Origin of the sequence: Nibricoccus aquaticus (assembly GCF_002310495.1) — a bacterium.
Lineage (GTDB): Bacteria > Verrucomicrobiota > Verrucomicrobiia > Opitutales > Opitutaceae > Nibricoccus > Nibricoccus aquaticus.
Window position 1 is genome coordinate 1,366,245 of sequence record NZ_CP023344.1, and the last position, 19,560, is coordinate 1,385,804.

Annotated in this window: 15 protein-coding genes; 5 read left to right on the forward strand and 10 right to left on the reverse strand. The window is 64.2% G+C overall.

The window, feature by feature from the left end; translation table 11 throughout:
* Positions 1-48 precede the first annotated feature (48 nt).
* Positions 49-504, reverse strand: a complete 456-nt coding sequence (locus CMV30_RS05765; RefSeq protein WP_096055133.1) for a VOC family protein — start codon at positions 502-504, stop codon at positions 49-51.
* A 118-nt stretch (positions 505-622) separates the two neighbouring features.
* Positions 623-1,588: a helix-turn-helix transcriptional regulator gene (locus tag CMV30_RS05770; RefSeq protein WP_138223154.1), complete on the reverse strand. Its 966-nt coding sequence runs from the start codon at positions 1,586-1,588 to the stop codon at positions 623-625.
* Positions 1,589-1,798: 210 nt separating this feature from the next.
* Here CMV30_RS05770 and CMV30_RS20630 point away from each other — a divergent pair, with 210 nt between their 5' ends.
* The gene (locus CMV30_RS20630; protein WP_096055135.1) at positions 1,799-3,325 is read left to right on the forward strand and encodes a methyl-accepting chemotaxis protein; all 1,527 of its coding nucleotides are present in this window, start codon (positions 1,799-1,801) and stop codon (positions 3,323-3,325) included.
* A 184-nt stretch (positions 3,326-3,509) separates the two neighbouring features.
* On the opposite strand, the gene CMV30_RS05780 is transcribed toward CMV30_RS20630, so the two are convergent.
* From CMV30_RS05780 to CMV30_RS05815, 8 genes are all read right to left on the reverse strand, one after another.
* Positions 3,510-3,965 carry a DoxX family protein gene (locus CMV30_RS05780; protein ID WP_096055136.1) on the reverse strand — a complete coding sequence of 152 codons (456 nt, stop codon included), beginning with the start codon at positions 3,963-3,965 and terminating at the stop codon, positions 3,510-3,512.
* 64 nt (positions 3,966-4,029) lie between these two features.
* Complete coding sequence (locus CMV30_RS05785; RefSeq protein WP_096055137.1) at positions 4,030-4,500, reverse strand: response regulator; 471 nt, start codon at positions 4,498-4,500, stop codon at positions 4,030-4,032.
* Positions 4,501-4,551: 51 nt separating this feature from the next.
* Positions 4,552-7,839, reverse strand: coding sequence for a PAS domain S-box protein (locus CMV30_RS05790; RefSeq protein WP_175414743.1), 3,288 nt, complete (start codon positions 7,837-7,839; stop codon positions 4,552-4,554).
* A gap of 250 nt (positions 7,840-8,089) precedes the next feature.
* Entirely contained in the window at positions 8,090-8,539 is a 450-nt protein-coding gene (locus tag CMV30_RS05795; protein WP_096055139.1) for a response regulator, read from the reverse strand.
* Entirely contained in the window at positions 8,536-10,140 is a 1,605-nt protein-coding gene (locus tag CMV30_RS05800) for a methyl-accepting chemotaxis protein (RefSeq protein ID WP_245844411.1), read from the reverse strand. The genes CMV30_RS05795 and CMV30_RS05800 overlap by 4 nt, the downstream gene beginning before the upstream one ends.
* 485 nt (positions 10,141-10,625) lie before the next feature.
* A complete protein-coding gene (locus CMV30_RS05805; protein ID WP_096055140.1) occupies positions 10,626-11,414 on the reverse strand; it encodes a response regulator in 789 nt (262 codons plus the stop codon).
* 21 nt (positions 11,415-11,435) lie between these two features.
* Positions 11,436-13,391 carry a hybrid sensor histidine kinase/response regulator gene (locus CMV30_RS05810; protein ID WP_096055141.1) on the reverse strand — a complete coding sequence of 652 codons (1,956 nt, stop codon included), beginning with the start codon at positions 13,389-13,391 and terminating at the stop codon, positions 11,436-11,438.
* A gap of 406 nt (positions 13,392-13,797) precedes the next feature.
* The gene (locus tag CMV30_RS05815; RefSeq protein ID WP_096057638.1) at positions 13,798-15,633 is read right to left on the reverse strand and encodes an ATP-binding cassette domain-containing protein; all 1,836 of its coding nucleotides are present in this window, start codon (positions 15,631-15,633) and stop codon (positions 13,798-13,800) included.
* Between the two features lie 335 nt (positions 15,634-15,968).
* Between CMV30_RS05815 and lexA the strand changes: the two genes are divergently transcribed.
* The 4 genes from lexA (at position 15,969) to CMV30_RS05835 (ending at position 19,439) form a co-directional block, all read left to right on the forward strand.
* Positions 15,969-16,571 (forward strand): transcriptional repressor LexA, encoded by a 603-nt coding sequence (lexA, locus tag CMV30_RS05820; protein WP_096055142.1) that lies wholly within the window; start codon positions 15,969-15,971, stop codon positions 16,569-16,571.
* A gap of 178 nt (positions 16,572-16,749) precedes the next feature.
* The gene (locus CMV30_RS05825) at positions 16,750-17,484 is read left to right on the forward strand and encodes a DUF2238 domain-containing protein (protein WP_096055143.1); all 735 of its coding nucleotides are present in this window, start codon (positions 16,750-16,752) and stop codon (positions 17,482-17,484) included.
* A 62-nt stretch (positions 17,485-17,546) separates the two neighbouring features.
* Positions 17,547-18,068 carry a DUF3592 domain-containing protein gene (locus CMV30_RS05830; protein ID WP_096055144.1) on the forward strand — a complete coding sequence of 174 codons (522 nt, stop codon included), beginning with the start codon at positions 17,547-17,549 and terminating at the stop codon, positions 18,066-18,068.
* Positions 18,069-18,287: 219 nt separating this feature from the next.
* A complete protein-coding gene (locus tag CMV30_RS05835; protein ID WP_096055145.1) occupies positions 18,288-19,439 on the forward strand; it encodes a pyridoxal phosphate-dependent aminotransferase in 1,152 nt (383 codons plus the stop codon).
* The last annotated feature ends 121 nt before the right edge of the window (positions 19,440-19,560 follow it).

Genomic DNA, 19,560 nt, shown 5'->3' on the forward strand with positions numbered 1-19,560 from the left:
TTTGCGCTTTTTTGCGCCTCTTTGCGGCCAGCTCCCGTCTAAAATATCCTACCCCGCCAGCGGCGCCTCTTCACTCACCCGCGCCGCCCGCCCTTCCCCGCCCGCCCGCGCGCGCTGCGCGATGATCACCAAAATCCCGTTCGGATCGCGCACCGCGAAACGCCGCCCGCCCCCCTCGATCCTCTCCAACGGCCACGCCATCTCCACCCCCGCCGCCGACAACCGCGCATACTCCGCCCCCGCATCGCTCACATCGAGCGCCAGCCACAGCCCGCGTCCGCGCGTGGCCGACACCAGCTCCTCCGGCTGCCCGTCCGTCTCCTCCCGGAGCACCGCCAGCTGCACCCCCGAGATATGCACCAGCCTCAGCTCCCGGTTGCTCTCATGCACCGTCCCAAACGCCAGATGCGTCGTATAAAAATCCCACGTCTCGAAAAAACGCGCTGTCACGATCCCGGTGAAAAACGGAGCCAGCGGCGGCAGGAGGTAAGTGTCGTTGTTCATCCCCGCATTCTCTCACGCCCTCCTGACAACGCCGTGTCAGCAGCCCTTCCCCTTCCACGAAAAAATCCCCACGCCTCCTTTCACCCCCTCCGCATTCCCCGATCGAAAATCAAAAATCCTACACCACCGCCTCCTCCATCCGATGCCGCTCCACCAGCGCCGCTATCCGCGTCGTCACCTTCTCCCGCAGCTCCGCCGGCTCCAGCGCCTCCGCCTCCCCGCCAAACGACAAAATCCACCCCGCCAGCCAGTCCAGCGAGTACGTGAACAACGAAAACTCCGCTCCGCCATCCCGCGCGCCTTCGTCCACCAGCGTCCCATAACACTCCCGCCGCGCCCGCTCCTGCGCGCCCCGCGCGAACCAGATCCGCGCCGGGATTGTGTCCATCTTCTTCATCCCTTCCTCCAGATGTTTGGTGAGCGAAAAATCCTCGCGCACGGGAAACGCCTCCTCCCGCGCCTCCAGTGTCCGGATACGGTCCAGCCGGAAATGCCGGTAATCGCTCCGGAGCCGACACCACCCCACCAGATACCAGCCACCCCCGTAGAAAACCACCCCGAGCGGCTCCACGTCGCGCGCCGTTTCCTCCGCCCGTGCCTTTCCTTGGTAGCCCAGCGTCACCACCCGCCGCTGCATCACCGCCCGCTGCAACGGCATCAGCCACGCCTGCTCCTCCTGCGCCGCCCCGCCGCACCCACGCTCCATCACGATCGTGTGCCGCGACAACCGCTCCACATGATCCTGCCGCTCCCTCGGCAACACCGCCCGCAGCTTGTCCAGCGCCGTCCCCATCGGCTGATGCAGCGACGCGTCCGTGAACCGCTTCACGATCTCCCCGCCGACAAAAAGCGCCGACGCCTCCTCCGTCGTCAGCATCACCGGCGGCAGATGATAACTCTTCACCAACGTGTACCCCACGCCTGCCTCCCCCGTCACCGGCACACCTGCCTCCCCCAGCGCCGCGATGTCCCGATAGATCGTCCGCACCGTCACCTCGAAATTCCGCGCCAGCTCCTCCGCGCGCACCACCCGCCGCCCTTGCAAATACATCACCATGGCCACCAGCCGGTCTGTCCGATTCATGCCCGCGACTCCAGCCACCCCGCGCCCCCTCGCCAAGTCACTTTCCGCGCTCCCCCCACAAACTACCGCCGTCCCAGACGGCACAAACCTGTCACAACCCGCATTCGCGCCGTCAATTTGCAGTCTCCGCCCTCAAGTCCCCGTCCCTCCGGGTCGTTGTTAACCCAAACCAAACAACATCCTGCCTTCGTTCCCGCTTCTGCTCTCGCTATGAAAATCAAATGGACCATCGGCCGCCGCCTCACCGCCGGCTTTAGCATCGTCATCCTCATCACCGCCACCCTCGGCGTCCTCGCGTATAACCGCATCCAGACGATCGACCAGGCCACCGGCATCGTCTCTGACCGCGCCATCCCCGGCATCGTCCTCCTCAGCCAGGTCGAATCCCTGGTCAAAGAAAACTTCATCAACACCACCCAGCACTACCTCGCCGAAAACGCCGAACGGAAACTCGCCATCGAAAAAGAGATGGACGCCAAAAGCGCCACCCTCACCGAACTCTACAAACAGTACGAAGCCCTCCTCATCACCGATCAGGAAATCGCCACCTACGAGCTCATCAAAAAACGCCGCCCTCCTTACCGCGACAAACGCGTCGCCATCCTCACCTTCTCCCGCGACGGCGACCTCGCCTCTGCCAAGTCCGCCCTGGAAAACGAACTCTACCCTGTTTACCAGGCCTACATCACCGCCCTCCGCACCGCCGTGGACCAAAGCCGCGAACTCGGCCGCGTCTCCAGCGCCCAGTCCGACGCCTCCGTCGAACAAACCCGCCTCGTCATCATCATCGGCGTATCCACCGCGCTGATCGCCGGCCTCCTCATCGCCTGGCTCATCACCCGCTCCACCAACCGCGTCCTCAACGGCGTCACCTCCGAACTCTCCTCCGGCTCCCAGCAAGTCTCCGCCGCCGCCACCGAGATTTCCTCCGCCAGCCAGACCCTCGCCCAAAACGCCTCCGAGCTCGCCGCCTCCCTAGAAGAGACCAGCGCCTCCCTCGAAGAAATTTCGAGCATGACCAAGCGCAACGCCGAGTCCGCCGCCTCCGCCAAGACGTCCGCCAATCAAACCCGCACCGCCGCTGACACCGGCACCGGCAAGATGAAAGCCATGACCAGCGCGATGGACGCCATCAAAACGTCCTCCGACAACATCGCGAAAATCATCAAGACCATCGACGAGATCGCCTTTCAAACCAACCTCCTCGCCCTCAACGCCGCCGTCGAAGCCGCCCGCGCCGGTGAAGCCGGTGCCGGATTCGCCGTCGTCGCCGACGAAGTCCGCGCCCTCGCCCAACGCTCCGCCACCGCCGCCAAAGAGACTGCCGAGAAAATTCAGGACTCCATCTCCAAGAGCGAACACGGCGTCACCATCTCCCGCGAGGTCGACGAAAACCTCCGCCAGATCGCCACCAGCGCCCGCCGTGTGGACGACCTCATCGGCGAGATCGCCACCGCTTCCAACGAACAATCCCAAGGCATCACCCAGGTCCTCACCGCGATCACGCACATGGATTCTGCCACCCAGACCACCGCCGCCACCGCCGAGGAAGCAGCAGCCGCCGCCCAGGAACTCAACGCTCAGGCCGTCTCCCTTGACCACGTCGTCGACCAACTCGAAGCCCTCGTCAAAGGCGCCCGCCGCCACGACACGGCCGAGACCAAAGCGTCATCCCCGCTCGTCGCGTCCCAGGACGAAGAAGAAAAAGCCCGCGAACCCGCCACAAACACACGCTAACTCCGAGGTAGGGCGGGTTAGCCCTAACCCGCCGGTTAGACATCGCCCGCTTCTCTCAAAAAACCACGGAACCCCTCCGTGGTTTTTTTGCGCCCGTATTTTCACCTCACGACCAACAACCTCCGACCACTGGTCATTGGTCACTGGTCACTGGTCATTCAGCGGCGCGCCCCGCGCGCCGCGCTCACACCGACTTCGGCATCCCCGCCGTCCGGTTCGCCGCGATCTTGATATCCGCCGCATAAAATCCGCCGCCCGCCAGCAGCAAAGTCACGTACGCGCCGAGATACAGGAACGCCAGTTCCCCGTTACCAGCGCCGCTTAACTGGCCGCCATGCGCGACGAAAAATGCCACCCCCATCGTCACGGCTCCCAGCGCCGCGCCCAGACGGGTGAACAATCCCACGATCAACAACACCGACCCGCCCACTTCACCCAGCAGCGCCAGCGCGTAGCTCGCCTGCGCCCCGATCCCAAACGGATCGGCAAAGCTCGCCGCCTTCTCCCCCCACGCCACGAGCTTCGGCCAACCGTGCAGAAACAGCATCGAGCCGCCCACCCACAGCCTCAGCACCAGCAACGCGAGATCGATGCTCGCCGGAATGAAACGCAGTTGAAGAAACTTCATCAGGATATTCATAGACCGCCGAGTCCGCCCCTCTCCCCGTCTCGACGCAAGCCCCGCCTCCACCACCAGCTGCCTATCACTTCTCCTCGATCACCTCGCGCACCGCTTTCAGCAGCGCCGTCATCGTAAACGGCTTCTCCAGCGTCTTCGCCACTCCCAGCACCCGCGCGATATCCAGCAACAACTCCCGCTTCGTCGCCCCGCCACCCGAGATCGCGATGATCTTGAGTTGTGGATACGTCTTCCGGATATGCCGGATCACCTCCACCCCGTCCGAACCCGGCATCACCATGTCCGTGATCACCAGATCCACCGCCTGCGCCGCCAGATACTTCATCGCCGCCCGGCCGTCCTCGGCCGCATGGACGTCATAACCAAACCGTCTCAAAAAATCCGACTGCACCACGCGCAGCACTTCATCGTCATCCGCCAGCAATATCCGGATGCCCGCCCCCGTCTGCGACGGCACCTCCGCATCCATCGTGAGCGGTGAACGGGTTCCCCCCGCTGGCTGTTTCCCTCCCGGTTGAAACGAGTGCAGTGTCATTGCCCGGATTTTGTGTACCGCCACCTCACGCCCCGCAAGCCCTCACCCCGATTATCGCCGGATCTCCCCCGCCCGGCGCTCATCCAGCACCCGCCGGATCGCCGCGCTCAGCGCCGCCGCCGTCAGCGGCTTGATCAACAAATCCCGCAGCCCCTGCTCGCGCACTTTCTCCGCCGTCCACGTCCCGCTGAATCCACTCGCCAGCACCACCGGCAGCTCCGGCCGCAGCGCCAGCATCTCCTTGCCCACATCCACACCCGTCATGAACGGCATCGAAAGATCCGTGATCACGATATCGAAATCCCCCGGTGCTTCCCGGAAACGCTCCAGCGCCGCCACCGGCGAACTCAACGCCGTCGTCCGGTAGCCCAGTTTGTCCAGCAGCTGCCGCGTCGAATCGCACAGCGCCAGCTCATCATCGATGAACATCACCCGCTCGCCCTTGCCGCGCAGCATCGGCGATCCGCCAGCCGTCACCGCTTCCTCCACGCCGATCTGCTCCGGGAAATACAACCGGAACGTCGTGCCCTTCCCCAACTCGCTCTCCACCGTCACCGCCCCCTCGTGATCCTGCATGATCCCGTGGACAACCGACAGCCCCAGCCCCGTCCCTTCACCCGGAGCCTTCGTCGTGAAAAACGGCTCGAACACCCGCTTCAACACCCCCGGCGCCATCCCGCTCCCCGTGTCGCTCACCGTCAGCCGCGCGTAGCTTCCTTCGCGCAGCTCTGGCTGCGCCCGCACCAGCGCCGCATCCACGGTCACCCGCTCCAGCACCACGCTCAACCGCCCCGGCCGGTCCCGCATCGCATGCGCCGAGTTCGTGCAAAGATTCATCAGCACCTGGTGGATCTGCGAAAGATCCGCCAGCACCACCGGCGCATCCGCCGCGATCTTCACCGCGATCTCGATCGCCGCCGGCAGCGTCGAACGCACCAGATTCACCGCCTCCTCGATCACCGGCGTCAGCGGCACCGCCTTGCGCTCCTGCTTCCGCTGCCGGCTGAACGTCAGTATCCGCCGCACCAGGTCGCGCGCCCGGTTGCTCGCCTTCTGCACCTGGTCCAGGTGCTGCCGCACCTCGTCCGGATTATCCAGGTCCATCGCCGCCAGCTCCGCGTACGCCATGATCGCCGTCAGGATGTTATTGAAATCATGCGCGATCCCGCCCGCCAGCTGCCCCAGCGCCTCCAGCTTCTGCGCCTGCCTCAGCTGCGACTCCAGCTCCGCCTGCGCCTGCTCCGCCTCGATCCGCGCCGTCTGGTCCTGCACCACAGTCAGAAAATAATCCACCGCCCCGTCCGGCTTGCGGATGCACCTCACCGCGATGCTCGCATGCACGATCTCCCCGTCCTTGCGCCGGTACCGCTTGTCCATCGCATACGTCTCCAGCTGCCCTGCGAGCGCTCGCTTCAGGCTGTCCTCATTGGCCGCCAGATCGTCTTCCACGGTCAGCTCTCCCCACGTCATTCCGCGCAGCTCCTCCTGCGTGTATCCGAGCATCCGGCACAACTGGTCGTTCACCTCCAGCCACCGCTTGTCCGGCGCCGTGATCGCCATCCCGATCAGCGGTGACTCGAAATAACTCCGGAACCGCGCCTCGCTCTCCCGCAACGCCTGCTCCGCCGCCCTCTGCTCCGTCACATCCCGGATCACCAGCACCAGACACATCCGCCCGCCGATCTCCACCGTCTCCGCCGCCAGCACGCACGGCCTCGGCGCGCCCGACTTCGGCCGCGCCATCGCCTCGAAATTCTTCACCGACCCCTTCGCCTTCAACGCCCCCAGCAACCGCTCCCGGTCCTCCGGCGTCGCCCACAGATTCAACTCCCGCGACGACTTCCCGATCACCTCCGACGCCTTGCACGCGAACAACCGCTCAAACCCTTCGTTCACTTCCATGAACACCCCGTTCGCCGCGTCCGACACCGAGATCGCGTCCGGACTCGACCGGAACGCCTTGGAAAATTTCTCCTCCGAGGCCTGCACCGCCCGCTCCGCCCGCTGCTGCTCCGTCACATCGCGCGCGAAACCCGCGATCCGGTGGATGCGCCCGCCCGCATCCCGGATCGGAATCAAAAACGTGCTGTACGTCCCGCTCCCCGCCCCGAAACCCACCGTCTCGATATACTCGATCGGCCGGCCTTCCTCCAGACACCGCCGGTAGTTGGCATTCAACTGCGCCGCCGTCGCCGCCGGCATCACATCCTGCGGCCTCCGCCCGCACGCCTTGATCGACGGCACCCCGCTCGCCGCCGACGCCGCCGGGTTGAACTCCTCATAAATAAACTCCTTCGCCGGCGTCACCCGCAGCGAGAAAATCGCCTCCGTCGTGTGCGCGAAAATCTCCTGCAACCGCTCCGTCGCATCCCGCGCCGACTGCTCCGCCTTCGTGTGCTCCACATGCAGCAGCAGCTGCGTCGCCTGATCCGCCAGGCTCCCCGCGAACGCCTGCTCATCCGCCGTCCACTCCCTCGCCCCGCCCTTGTGCTCCAGACACAACACCCCCGCCACATACCCCCGGATGCGGATCGGCGCGTCCAGCGTCGCCCCGATCCCATGCGGCGCGAAATAATTCGCCACCATCTCCGCCACCCGCGCATCCGCTCCCGCATCCGCGATCGCCACGCTCTTCTCATTCTGGATCGCCGCGAAATACGCCGGATAAAAATCCCGGCTCAACGACTGCTCAGCCCCATGCGCCTTCGCCTCGCGCGCATACACATCCGCGCACACCAGCGTCCGCCCGAAATCGTCCAGCAGCCACACACTCGCCTGGTCCACCCCCACCGCCACCGCCGCCAGCTCCGTCAGCCGCCTCGCCCCCGCCTCGAAATCCCCCACCGCCGACGCCGCGTCACCCACCAGCTCCATCAACGCCGCCGACTGCGCCCGCGTCCGCTGCTGCCTCGCCGCCTCCTCCCGCTCCGCCTTCCTCCGCGCCCCCAGATCCGTGATCGCCGCCAGCACGAACGCCTGGTCTCCCAGATACAACGGACTGAATCCCATCTCCACCGGCAGCTCCGCCCCATCCCGCCTCACCAGACACAAATCCGGCGCGCTCCCGAACGGCCTCGCCTTCGGCTCCGTGAAAAACTCCTCCAAGAAAACCGCCAGACGCTCATGCAACCGCCCCGGCATCAGCGACCCCAGCGGCAGTGTCATCAACTCCTCCCGCGACCAGCCCGATAACCGCTCCGCCTCGGCATTGGCCAGCCGGATACGCGCCCGCCGGTCCACCGCGACCAGAGCCACGGGCGACGCTTCGAGCACCGCATGCAGCGGCCCCAGCGGTTGCAACAACTCCGGCGAAAACGGGTTCGGTGTGATGGAAGTCAAAACGTGTGGCGCACCTGCCTCTTCAGCGGCAGATCCCTTGCGCCCGGCCAGCATGTTACCCGTCCGCCATGAGGAAAGCCGATTCTCACCCGCCCGCTCCTTCATGTAGGCGGGGTGTTCCCACCCCCGCATTTTTCTCACACCCGCGCGCGCGGTGAGGAAAGCACGGGGCGGGCCGCCAGAACATCCCCATGACCTGGTCGGCTCTCTTTCCCCATGCGTTCCTCGCCGCGCGCGGAGGCGCTCCCGCTCAACCCCCTCTCGGCGGCGCCATCAGCGCCCGCACCGCCTTCAACAGCGCGATCAACGTGAACGGCTTCATCAACGTCGCGTCGGCTCCCAGCGCCCGCGCGATGTCCGTCATCAGATCCGGCGCCATCGGCCCGCCGCCCGAAATCGCCACGATCTTCACCGCCGGATGATGCTTTCTCAAATGCTGGATCAGCTGCACCCCATCCGTCCCCGGCATCACCATATCCGTGATCACCAGATCCGCCGGCTGCGCGTTCAGATGTTTGATCGCGCCCATACCATCCGACGCCGCGTCCACGTGATAACCGAAACGCCGCAGAAAATGCGCCTGCACCATCCGCAACACCTCGTCGTCATCGACCAGCAGGATGCGCGGCACTTGATGATCCGCATCCACCGCCGCGTCATCCATCCACTCGTCTAAACTCACCGGCGGCTGCTCGCTCATACCCCCGCCTCCTCTTTCGCCACATCCGCGAAGAACTCATCGCCACCCGCCGCCGCAACTTTCGCCGCAGCCGCCTGCCGGCGCAAAATTGTCTTCACGATCCCCCGCCGCTGCACCGGAGCCTTCGCCGAAAAACGCGGACGCTCCTCAACCCCTTCCACGTGCTCGCGACGCCCGCGCCCCTCGACCAGCGCCCGCAAATGGCCCACCGCGTCCTCGAGCGACGCCGCCTGCGCGTTCAACTCCTCACTCGCGCTCGCGCTCTCTTCAGCGCCAGCCGCCGTCTGTTGCGTCACCGTGTCCATCTGCGACACCGCCGTGTTGATCTGGCTGATACCCGTGCTCTGCTCGCTCGAAGCCGTCGCGATCTGGCCGACAAGATCATCGACCTGCCGCGCCTTCTCCACGATCTCGCGCAGTCCGCTGGAAACTTTCGCGCTGATCGCCACACCATGCACGCTCTTCGTGATCGCGTCCTGGATCTTCTCCTCGGTCTCCTTCGCCGCCGTCGCCGAACGCTGCGCCAGCGAACGCACTTCATCCGCGACCACCGCGAATCCCGCGCCAGCTTCACCCGCCCGCGCCGCTTCAACCGCCGCATTCAGCGCCAGCAGGTTCGTCTGAAACGCGATCTCGTCGATCGTCTTGATGATCTTCGCGATGTTGTCCGACGACGCCTTGATCGCATCCATCGAGCGCGTCATCTCGCCCATGTCCGTCGCCCCCGTTTCCGCCGCCTGCCGTGTCTGTGCCGCGAGCGACTTCGCCGAGTTCGCATCATCCGAATTGCGACGCGTCATCCCCGACATCTCCTCGAGCGACGCACTCGTCTCTTCAAGCGACGCCGCCTGCTCCGTCGCGCCCTCGGCCAGCTGCTGGCTCGTCCCCGCGATCTGCGAAGACGCCGCCGCCACCTCCGCCGCTCCCGTCGAAAGCGTCGTCGCCACATTTTTGAGACGCGCATTGATCACCGCGATGCTCGTGATCGCGATGATCACACCCGCCAGCAACGCACCACCCAGCCCGATCAGAATGCCGCGCTTCGCCTCGTTCACGCCTTCCGTGATCTCGGCACCGCCGGCATCGCCATCCGTCTTGTTAAAATCCACCAGCGCGCGCAACGCGTGAACGTACACCTCGTAAACCGGACTCAATTCCTTCTCCAGCCGCACCGCGATCTGCTCCCGCGTAGCCCCCGCCGAAGCAGCGATGATCTCTTGGCGCAGCTGCGTGTTTCTACCACGCGTCGCCTGCACCGTGTCGTAAAGCGCGCGCTCCTCCGGCCCTGTGATGCTCGTCTCGTAGTACTTGAACATCTCGTTCATCCGCGTGCTGTTCGCCTTCATCTGCGCTTCGATTGCCTCCCGCTCCTCAGGCTTGGCGATCAACAACAACTGCTGCGTCAGCATCCAGTTCGTCGCATTGATCGTCTCCAGCTGGCCTGTGGAATACAGTCCCGGCAGACACTGCTTCGCGACCCGATCCGCGTCATGGCCGATCTCCACCAACCGCGAAAACGCGTAGAGGCCGAAAGAAGCGGCGATGATGAGCAACGTTGCGAAGCCGAAAATAATCCGGCGTGCGATGGTCCAGTTTTTCATAGGGATGTTGGCTGAAAGGAAAAAATTTCCGAGGGCGCTGCGGCGCGCTCCGTCGCGTGTGAACGCGAAAAAGGCACAGCCTGACCACGCTCTCCTGGAGAGAAATTGGTCTGGCTGTGCCTTCGACTTGCGGGCCCATACGTCCCGCCGGAGAAAGCTGTCCACAACTCGGTTTGCGGACCTGACGCCCCACATGTCGGCACACCCCCCCGCCCGCTTGAGAACTTTCTCAGCTCATTTTGCGCGATAGGAGCGCGACACCCCCATTCTTCTCCGCCACGTGAGCGTTCAGCGTTGAACGTTGAGCGTTAAACGTTCCCCGCCTCCTCCGCCCCCATCCTGTTCATCCCTCTTTCCTGTCCAAAAATTCCGCCCCCACTCCCGCTCCTCCCGCGCACTTTTTTGCGCCCCTTGCGCCTTTTTGCGGCCACCCCATCCGTGCCCATCTGCGGAATCCGTGGTTAAAAATCCCCTCCGTCCCGCCTTCACTCCACCGGCGTCTTCTTCTCCGCTCCGCTTCCCGGCCCTCGCTCCAGCAACTTCTCCAACTGGTACCTCAGATCCGCCAGCTCCTTGCTCTTGAAATTCTGCTTCGTCCGCTCGAGCACATCCACCGTCCGCCGGATCGCCGCCACATGCTCGACCTGCGCCAGCCCGCCCCCGCCCGACCGCTCGCTCACCGCCGTCGCCTGCTCCACATCCGACAGCATCAAAATCGTCTGCCGCAACATCACCCGCAGATAACTCTCCGTCCGCCCGCTCTTCCCCTGCGGAGCCCGCCGCGCCACGCGCTCCAGCTCCTCCAGCTCCTCGCCCCAGGCCTGCAAACGCGCCCGCCCCGACCGCAAAATCCGCAACCCCCGATACTCCGCCACCGCTGTCGCCAGCACGCTCAATAACTCCTCCATCTCCGGCGGCTTCGTCAGATACGCCGCCACCGCTAGCCGCACCGAACGCGCCGCCGTCTCCACCGTCGGCCGCCCCGTCAGCAACACCACCGGCATCCCCGCCACCAGCGCCGGCACACTCTCGATCAACTCCAGCCCCACATTCCCCGGCATGTGGATGTCCGACAACAACACATCGTAATCTCCGCCCTCCAGCGCCGCTACCGCCTCCGCGCCCGACGCCACGCACACACACTCGAACCCATGCCGCCGCAACACCTCCGCCAGCGCGTCGCGCACCGCGACATCGTCATCTGCGAATAAAATCCTCCCGCCGCCGCCGCCCGCCGCACCCTGATCGCTCTTCTTTTCGTCAACGTTCGTCATGTGGAAAAATTCACCCGCCTCTCACCGCTCATCCAGCGCCCGCCGCACCGCCGCCGCCAGCACCTCGACCGAAACCGGCTTCGCGATCAGATCCCGCAGCCCCAGCGCCTTCACCTTCTCCGCTGTCCACGTCCCGCTAAATCCGCTCGCCAGCAGCACCGGCAGCTCCGGCCGCAGCGCCGCAATCTCCATCGCCAGATCCAGCCCCGTCATGTGCGGCATCGTCAGATCCGTGATCACCAGATCGAAATCCGCCGGATCGTGCCGGAAACGCCGCAACGCCTCCTCCGCATCCGCAAACGTCACCGGCGCATAGCCGAGATACTCCAGCAACCGCCTGCCCGCATCGCACAGCACCCGCTCGTCATCCACGAACAGGATACGCTCGCCCCTCCCGCGCGGCAGAGCACTTTTCCCATCCTCCTTTTCCGACTGCCGCATAGTCGCATCCGCATGCTCCGGGAAAAACACCCGGAACGTCGTCCCTTCGTTCACCCGGCTCTCCACCGTGATCGCCCCGTCGTGATCCCGCACGATCCCATGCACCACCGGCAACCCCAGCCCCGTTCCCTCCGTCGGCCCTTTCGTCGTGAAAAACGGCTCGAAGATCCTCTTCAACACGTCCGGCCGCATCCCGCACCCCGTGTCGCTCACCATCAACCGCGCATGACGCCCCGCCCTCAGCTCCGCGTGCATCCCCGCCTCGATCACCGCGCACTCCAGCGCCACCGTCATCCTCCCCGGCTGCCCGCCCATCGCGTGCGCTGCATTCGTGCAAAGATTCATCATCACCTGGTGGATCTGCGCCGCATCCGCCAGCGTCACCGGCGCCCCCTCGTCGATCCGCGTCTCGATCTCGATCGTCGAGGGCAATGTTGACCGCAACAACGTCAACGCCTCCAGCACCACCGCCTGCAACCGCACCGGCTTCCGCTCAGGCTGCTGCTGACGGCTGAACGCCAGTATCCGCTTCACCAATTCCTTCGCCCGCCCGCCCGCCGCGCGCACTTGCGTGACATGCTTCCGCACTTCCTCCGGCTTCTCCGCATCCATCCCCGTCAACTCCGCATACGCCAGGATCGCCGTCAGGATGTTGTTGAAATCATGCGCGATCCCGCCCGCCAGCTGCCCCAGCGCCTCCAGCTTTTGCGCCTGCCTCAGCTGCCCTTCGATCTCCGCCTTCGCCACCTCCGCCGCGCGCCGCGCCGTGATGTCTTCATTCAGCGAAACCAGACACAGCCTCCCGTCGATCGTCACCGTCTCGGAGTTGTTGCGCACGATCAACTGCCGCCCCGCCTTATCGATAAAGTTCAGCTCGAAATCCCTCACCCGTCCGTCCGCGATCAACCGCCGCACCAGCGCGATCCGCTCCTCCGGATTTTTCCACATGCCCATCTCCAGCGACGTGCGCCCCACCGCCTCCGCGCGCGTGTACCCGGTGATCCGTTCAAACCCATCGTTCACCTCGATGTACCGCCCCGTCACCATGTCCGATAACGTGATCGCGTGCGGACTCGCCGTGAACGCCCGGTGGAATTTCTCCTGCGAAACCCGCAACGCCCGCTCCGCCTCCCGCCGCACGCTGATGTCCGTGATCGCCGCCAGCAGATAAACCTTCCCCGCCAGCGCCAGCGGCCTGAGCGACAACTCCACCGGGATCTCCCCGCCATCCTTCCGCCTCACGTGGATGTCTGTCGCATGACCGATCACCATCGCCCGAGGCTCCCCATAAAACTCCCGCACCACCACGCTCGCCCGCTCGTGCGAGGTCTCCGGCAGCAACGCCACGATCGGCAGCGCCAGCAACTCCCCCTGCGTGTACCCAGACATCCGCGACGCCTCCTCGCTCGCGAAAAGCAACCGCCCCTCCGCATTCACCACCACCAGCACCGCCGGCGACGCACCCAACACTGCCTCCAGCACAGCGGCAGAGGTCGATCCTTCGTTCGAAAACGGATTGGCGTTAGTTGAACTCAAAACAAAAAATGAAGCCCGGCGTGCAACGATCCCAAGTCAGAAAATATCGTCGCGCCCCGCATCATGCCCGCCCACCCCGACGAGGAAAGCGGAAACCCCTCCGTCATTGTTCTCGTACTCCTGCTTACTCTCATCCGGTTCTGAACGCTCCCCCCGAACTCCGTCCCCCACTGCGGCCATTGGCCTCAGCCGCATCTTCTAAAAACGCCCCATTGGCGTTTTTCCATTAGCGGTTTTCTGCCTCCGAAATCCGTCCTCCGTCATCGTTCTTATTTCCCCTCCGCGAATCCTGTCCCTCCTCTTAATCCTGTCCAAAATTCCATCTCCCCCATCCGTGCCCATCCGTGCAATCCGTGGTTAAAATTCCGCCTCTGCTCCGCCTCCCTCCCGCCACCGCGAACTCGCTTCACCCATTCTTCGCCGCTTCGAGCTCCTCCCAGCGCGCAAACGCCGTCGCATGCTCGCGCTCGATCTCCGCCAGACGCGCCTCGGCTACACCGACCGCGTGACGATCCTTATGATAGAAACTCGCGTCCGATAACTTCCCCGCCAGCTCCGCCTGCTCGCGCTCCAGCCGCTCGATCTGCGCGGGCAAACCTTCGAGCTCCTTCAATTCCTTGCTCGTCAACTTCCGCGCCTTCGCCACCGCCGGCGCACCCGCACTCGCAGCTTTCCCGGCCGATCCCTTGCTCGCACTCACATTCACCGCGCCCGCCCGCAGCTCCGCCGCCTTCGCCTGCTTCGCCTTCTCAGTCACCCAGTCCGAGTAACCGCCGACATATTCTTCGATGTGTCCGTCGCCCTCGAAAACCATCGAGCTCGTCACCACGTTATCCAGGAAATCGCGGTCATGGCTCACCAGCAGCAGCGTGCCTTTGTACTCCACGAGCAAATCCTCCAGCAGATCCAGCGTCTCGATATCCAGGTCGTTCGTCGGTTCGTCCATCACGAGCACGTTCGCCGGCTTCGTGAACAGCCGCGCCAGCAACAACCGGTTCCGCTCCCCGCCCGACAACACCCGCGCCGGTGTCCGCGCGCGTTCAGGCGAAAACAAAAACTCCTGCAAATAAGTGATCACGTTCCGCGTGTTGCCGTCGATCGTCACCGTCGCGTTCCCATTCGCGATGTTGTCCGCCACCGTCTTGTTGTCGTCGATGAGTTCGCGCAACTGATCGTAGTAAACCACCTCCAGCTGCGTCCCGAGTTTGAGCGTCCCGCCCGTCGGCGCGAGTTTCCCGAGCAGCAGTTTTATCAGCGTCGTTTTCCCCGCGCCGTTCGGCCCGATCAGCCCGATCTTGTCCCCACGCGTGATGCTCGTCGAAAAATCCTTCACGATCACGCGCCCATCCGGCCACGAGAACGACACGTTCTCCGCGTCGATCACCTTCACGCCCGACTTCTCCGCCTCAGCGAGTTTCATCGTCACGTTGCCGACGCGATCGCGCCGCGCCATCCGCTCCGCGCGCATCTGCATCAGCGCATGAACCCGCCCTTGCGACCGTCCGCGCTGCGCCTTCACGCCTTTGCGAATCCACACTTCCTCCTGCGCCAGTTTCTTATCGAACGCCGCGTTCTGCTTCTCCTCCGCCGCGAGCACGTCTTCTTTGCGCACGATGTACGTGTCGTAATCGCACGCCCAGCTCACCAGCCGCCCGCGATCCAGCTCCACGATCCGCGTCGCCAGCTTCCGCAAAAACGTCCGGTCGTGCGTCACGAAAAACAGCCCGAGCTTTTCCGAGAGCAAAAATTCCTCCAGCCACAGGATCGACTCCAGATCGAGATGGTTCGTCGGCTCATCCAGCAGCAAAAAATCCGGCTGCCCCGCCAGCGCGCGCGCCAGCAACACCCGGCGCTTCAACCCGCCCGACAACGCCGAAAACTCCGCCTGCGCGTCGAGCTGCAACCGGTCGATCAAGTTATCCACCCGCACATCGCGCTCCCATTCCTCCTCATGCTCGCCCATCGGCCGTAGCCCCGAAGCCACAATATCGATGACCACGCCCGCCATCTCCTTCGGCACTTCCTGCGTGAGCTGCGTGAACACCGCATTCGGCTGACGCGACACCACGCCCGTGTCCGGCTTCATCGCGCCCGTGATCACCTTCATGAGGGTGGATTTCCCCGCGCCGTTACGACCGAGCAGACACACGCGTTCACCCGGATCGACCTGGAAATTCACGTCCTTGAGGACATGCGGGCCACCGAAGCTGAGATTCACATCGAGAAGGTTAACAAGAGCCATGATCGCCCGCAAAGTTGGCAACCGGCGCCCCAGATGCAATGCCCGCGTTTTTCCTCTGACATGGCCCGCTTGTTCGTTTTCCGCCACTCCCATCCGTGCCCCATCTGTGCAATCTGTGGTTAAAACTTCCGTCTCCATCCACGCCCTCCTTCGCGTTCGACCTTAGCGTCTTTGCGTCTTCGCGCTTCAACCAAACCATCGAGCCACTTCCAATCATCTGGCGCGCATCATCACTGAAAAATTTTCCTCGGTTCATCGCACCCCGACCTTGATTTCCCCGCCGTTCGCCCGAACGTGTGTTCAGCCGAACACGCGAACGCCGACACCGCCGCCCCATGCTCACCGAAAAACAAGAAGCCGTCCTCGACTACCTCCGCGACTATCAACACCGCGAAGGTGTCCCGCCCTCCACCCGCCAGATCTCGAAACACTTCGGCTTCACCAGCCAGACTTCCGCCGTCCAGCACCTCCGCGCCCTCGCCAAACGCGGCCTCGTCGAACAACTCGTCCACGGCTCCTGGGGCGTGAAAAGCCGCGAGATCCAGACCCACTTCGCCGAAGTCCACGTCTACGGCTCCATCCCCGCCGGCTACGCCGACCTCCGCGAACAACAAACCCTCGAAACCGTCTCCATCGACCCCGCCCTCTTTGGCCTGTCCCCGCGCAAAAAATACTGGGCCCTCGTCGTCAGCGGCGACTCCATGATCGACGCCCACATCGTGGACGGCGACCTCGCCCTCTTAGAAACCCGCGAGCCCAAACCCGGCGACATCATCGCCGCCCTCATCGACGGCGAGACCACCACGCTCAAGCGATACGTCCTCGAAAAAGGCCGCGCCATCCTCCGCGCCGCGAATCCCCGTTTTGCCGACATCAAACCAGACCGCCTCGAAAGCCAGGGCGTCCTCGTCGGCCTCATCGGCCGCGGCAAACGCTAAGCGTTCCCGCATTTACCGGGAGCTCCGACGTCCTCGTTGGCTCCGAATGAAAACGTACCCCGCACCGTACGGTCACGCTTCGCGTTCCTCTTAGCGCCTTCGCGCCTTTGCGATTCAATCCGCCCACCGCGTCTCCCCCGCCTCGACACCTGCACGCCCCTCCGCTCCGCTCTCTCGCGTGTCCCCCAATCCCCGCTTCCGCACCCGTTACCTCGCCACCCTCGCCGTCCTCCTCGTCGCCGTCATCGCCCGCTCCGGCATCGGCGCCCACTACCCGCACGACTGGCTCCTCGAAAACGCCCTCGTCCTAGGCTTCGCCATCCCGCTCCTCGCTTTTACCTACCGCCGCTTCCCCCTCTCGCTGATCAGCTACACGCTCATCTTCCTGTTCCTCTGCCTCCACGAACTCGGCGCCCATTGGACGTACGCGGAAGTCCCCTACAACGACTGGACCCGCGCCCTCTTCGGCACCTCGCTCAACGAACTCCTCGGCCTCGAGCGCAACCACTTCGACCGCGCCGTCCACTTCCTCTACGGCTTCCTCCTCGCCTACCCGATCCGCGAAGTCTTCGTCCGCATCGCCGGCGTCCGCGGCTTCTGGGGCTACTTCCTCCCGCTCGATCTCACCATGAGCACCTCGATGCTCTTCGAACTCTTCGAATGGGCCGCCGCCGTCCTCTTCGGCGGCGAACTCGGCCAGGCCTACCTCGGCACCCAAGGCGACATCTGGGACGCCCACGCCGACATGGCTCTCGCCTCCCTCGGCGCGCTGATCGCGATGCTCATCGTCGCCTTCATCAACAAACGCCACAACCGCGACTTCGCCCACGACTTCGCCGAAAGCCTCCGCGTCAAACGCACCACCCCACTCGGCGAAGAGGAGCTGGCTCGCCTCAAAAACTCCGCAAAGTAGGGCGCGTCATCTCTAACGCGCCGGAGCGACATCGCACACGTCTGCCACACATTTCCCAGTCCATGTCCGATCTCGCAAAACCCCTGACCGAAAAACCCGGGCCGCCCGAACTTTGGGCAGCCATTGCAATAATCGCCGTTATCTTCGCTCTGGCCGCCTCCATCTCAATTCCCAGCAATACCACCGCATGGAAAAACGCGGAATACGCGTTGGCCCATTGGCAACCCACCCCAGCCCGCGTCGAACACGTTTCGAGGTACTTCAAAAAACGATTCTACGCGACCTACTCAGGCAGCTACGTCTTCCAGTCCAAAAAACATCTCTTCCAAACAAAAAAATTTGAGGAGTCCGGCTTGAGCAGAGCTATCGGCAAAACTCCTTATGAAGGAAGCGACGTAACGGTGCATGTGAACCCCGCAAACCCGTCGGAGTCGTTATTTGAAGCCTCCGCCCAACGAGATCTTTTCCGTGCCGAAACCATGGACGCCCGCTACCTCGCGACGAGCGGCGGCATTCTCTGTGTCCTCGGAATCGCCATGCACATCCGCGACCGCCGACGCTTCGCTCGCGAGTCCCGCGCCTGACTGCCGCCACTTCCGCCTCCCCTTTCGTGCCCTTCGTGCTTTTCGTGGGCCAACCTTCCGACTCATCCGCCCATGCCGCACACCTCCCACTGCCGCAGCTTTCGCAGAGTCTCTCATTCATGAAATGACACGCGTACCCCCGACGAAACCCATCCCCCTGCCGTTTCCAGCCTTCCTGAGTTCCAGATTAAATTTCCGTCCCGTCCACTCCTCAGCGTCATGCCCGCCACCTCCCGCCGCACCGCCGTCTTCACCGAATCGCTCATCCGCGAGATGACGCGCGTCGCTCAACAACACGGCGCGATCAATCTCTCCCAAGGCTTCCCCGACTGCGATCCGCCACCCGCCCTCGTCCAGGCCGCGAAAGACGCGATGGACGCCCACCGTCACCAATACGCCATTACGTGGGGCTCCCCCGAACTCCGGGATGCACTCGCCGCCAAGCTCACCCGCTTCACCGGCCTCGCCGTCGATCCGCTCCGCGAACTCGTCATCACCTGCGGCGCCACCGAGGCCATGATGGTCGCCATGATGACCGTCTGCGACCCCGGCGACCGCGTCGGCCTCTTCTCGCCGTTCTACGAAAACTATAACGCCGACGCCATCCTCACAGGCGCCACGCCCATCCACGTTCCGCTCCATCCGCCACACTACCGCTTCGATCCCGCCGAACTCCGCGCCGCCTTCGAACGCGGATTGAAAGCCTTCATCCTCTGCAATCCCTCCAACCCCTGCGGTCGCGTCTTCACCCGCGAAGAACTTCTTCAGATCGCCGCGCTCGCCGAGGAATTCGACACCTTCGTCATCACCGACGAGGTCTACGAACACATCGTCTTCGACGGACGAAAACACATTCACTTCGCCACGCTCCCGGGCATGGCCGCGCGCACGCTCTCGTGCTCCTCGCTCTCGAAAACCTTTTCGATCACCGGCTGGCGCCTCGGCTACGTCCACGCCCCCGCCGCGATCATCGCCCAGGCGCGCAAGGTCCACGATTTCCTCACCGTCGGCGCCGCCGCCCCGCTCCAACACGCCGTCGTCACCGCGCTTAACTTTCCCGCCAGCTACTACGACGAACTCGCCGCCGAATACTCCGCGCAACGCGACATCCTCTGCAGTTACCTCGACAAAACCGGCCTCAGCTACACTCGGCCCGAAGGCGCCTACTTCGTCATGCTCGACGTCTCCCCGCTCGGTTTCGCCAGCGACGTCGAATGCGCCCACTGGATGACCAAAGACATCGGCGTCGCCCCCGTTCCCGGATCGAGCTTCTTCCCGACTCCGGAAAACCGATACGTCCGCCTCAACTTCGCCAAAAAACCCGCCACCCTCCACGCCGCCGGCGAAAAACTCCTCCGCCTCCGCAAGTAGGGCTCGCGCTCGCGCGACGCCGCTCCGCCTCCGCCTCCGACGCGGACCGGCACTTATCAAGTGCCGCCCCCGCTGCGCCCTCCAACTCCGCCCCTTCAGTCTTTCGACCTTCGGCCTCAGT

Bases quoted from the DNA above. Each gene is read 5' to 3' on its own strand.
- CMV30_RS05830 (WP_096055144.1), top strand. From the start codon at position 17,547: ATGTCCGATCTCGCAAAACCCCTGACCGAAAAACCCGGGCCGCCCGAA.
- CMV30_RS05805 (WP_096055140.1), bottom strand. From the start codon at position 11,414: ATGACGAACGTTGACGAAAAGAAGAGCGATCAGGGTGCGGCGGGCGGC.
- CMV30_RS05800 (WP_245844411.1), bottom strand. From the start codon at position 10,140: ATGAAAAACTGGACCATCGCACGCCGGATTATTTTCGGCTTCGCAACG.
- CMV30_RS05785 (WP_096055137.1), bottom strand. From the start codon at position 4,500: ATGACACTGCACTCGTTTCAACCGGGAGGGAAACAGCCAGCGGGGGGA.
- CMV30_RS05770 (WP_138223154.1), bottom strand. From the start codon at position 1,588: ATGAATCGGACAGACCGGCTGGTGGCCATGGTGATGTATTTGCAAGGG.
- CMV30_RS05765 (WP_096055133.1), bottom strand. From the start codon at position 504: ATGAACAACGACACTTACCTCCTGCCGCCGCTGGCTCCGTTTTTCACC.
- CMV30_RS05780 (WP_096055136.1), bottom strand. From the start codon at position 3,965: ATGAATATCCTGATGAAGTTTCTTCAACTGCGTTTCATTCCGGCGAGC.
- lexA (WP_096055142.1), top strand. From the start codon at position 15,969: ATGCTCACCGAAAAACAAGAAGCCGTCCTCGACTACCTCCGCGACTAT.
- CMV30_RS05815 (WP_096057638.1), bottom strand. From the start codon at position 15,633: ATGGCTCTTGTTAACCTTCTCGATGTGAATCTCAGCTTCGGTGGCCCG.
- CMV30_RS05795 (WP_096055139.1), bottom strand. From the start codon at position 8,539: ATGAGCGAGCAGCCGCCGGTGAGTTTAGACGAGTGGATGGATGACGCG.
- CMV30_RS05835 (WP_096055145.1), top strand. From the start codon at position 18,288: ATGCCCGCCACCTCCCGCCGCACCGCCGTCTTCACCGAATCGCTCATC.
- CMV30_RS20630 (WP_096055135.1), top strand. From the start codon at position 1,799: ATGAAAATCAAATGGACCATCGGCCGCCGCCTCACCGCCGGCTTTAGC.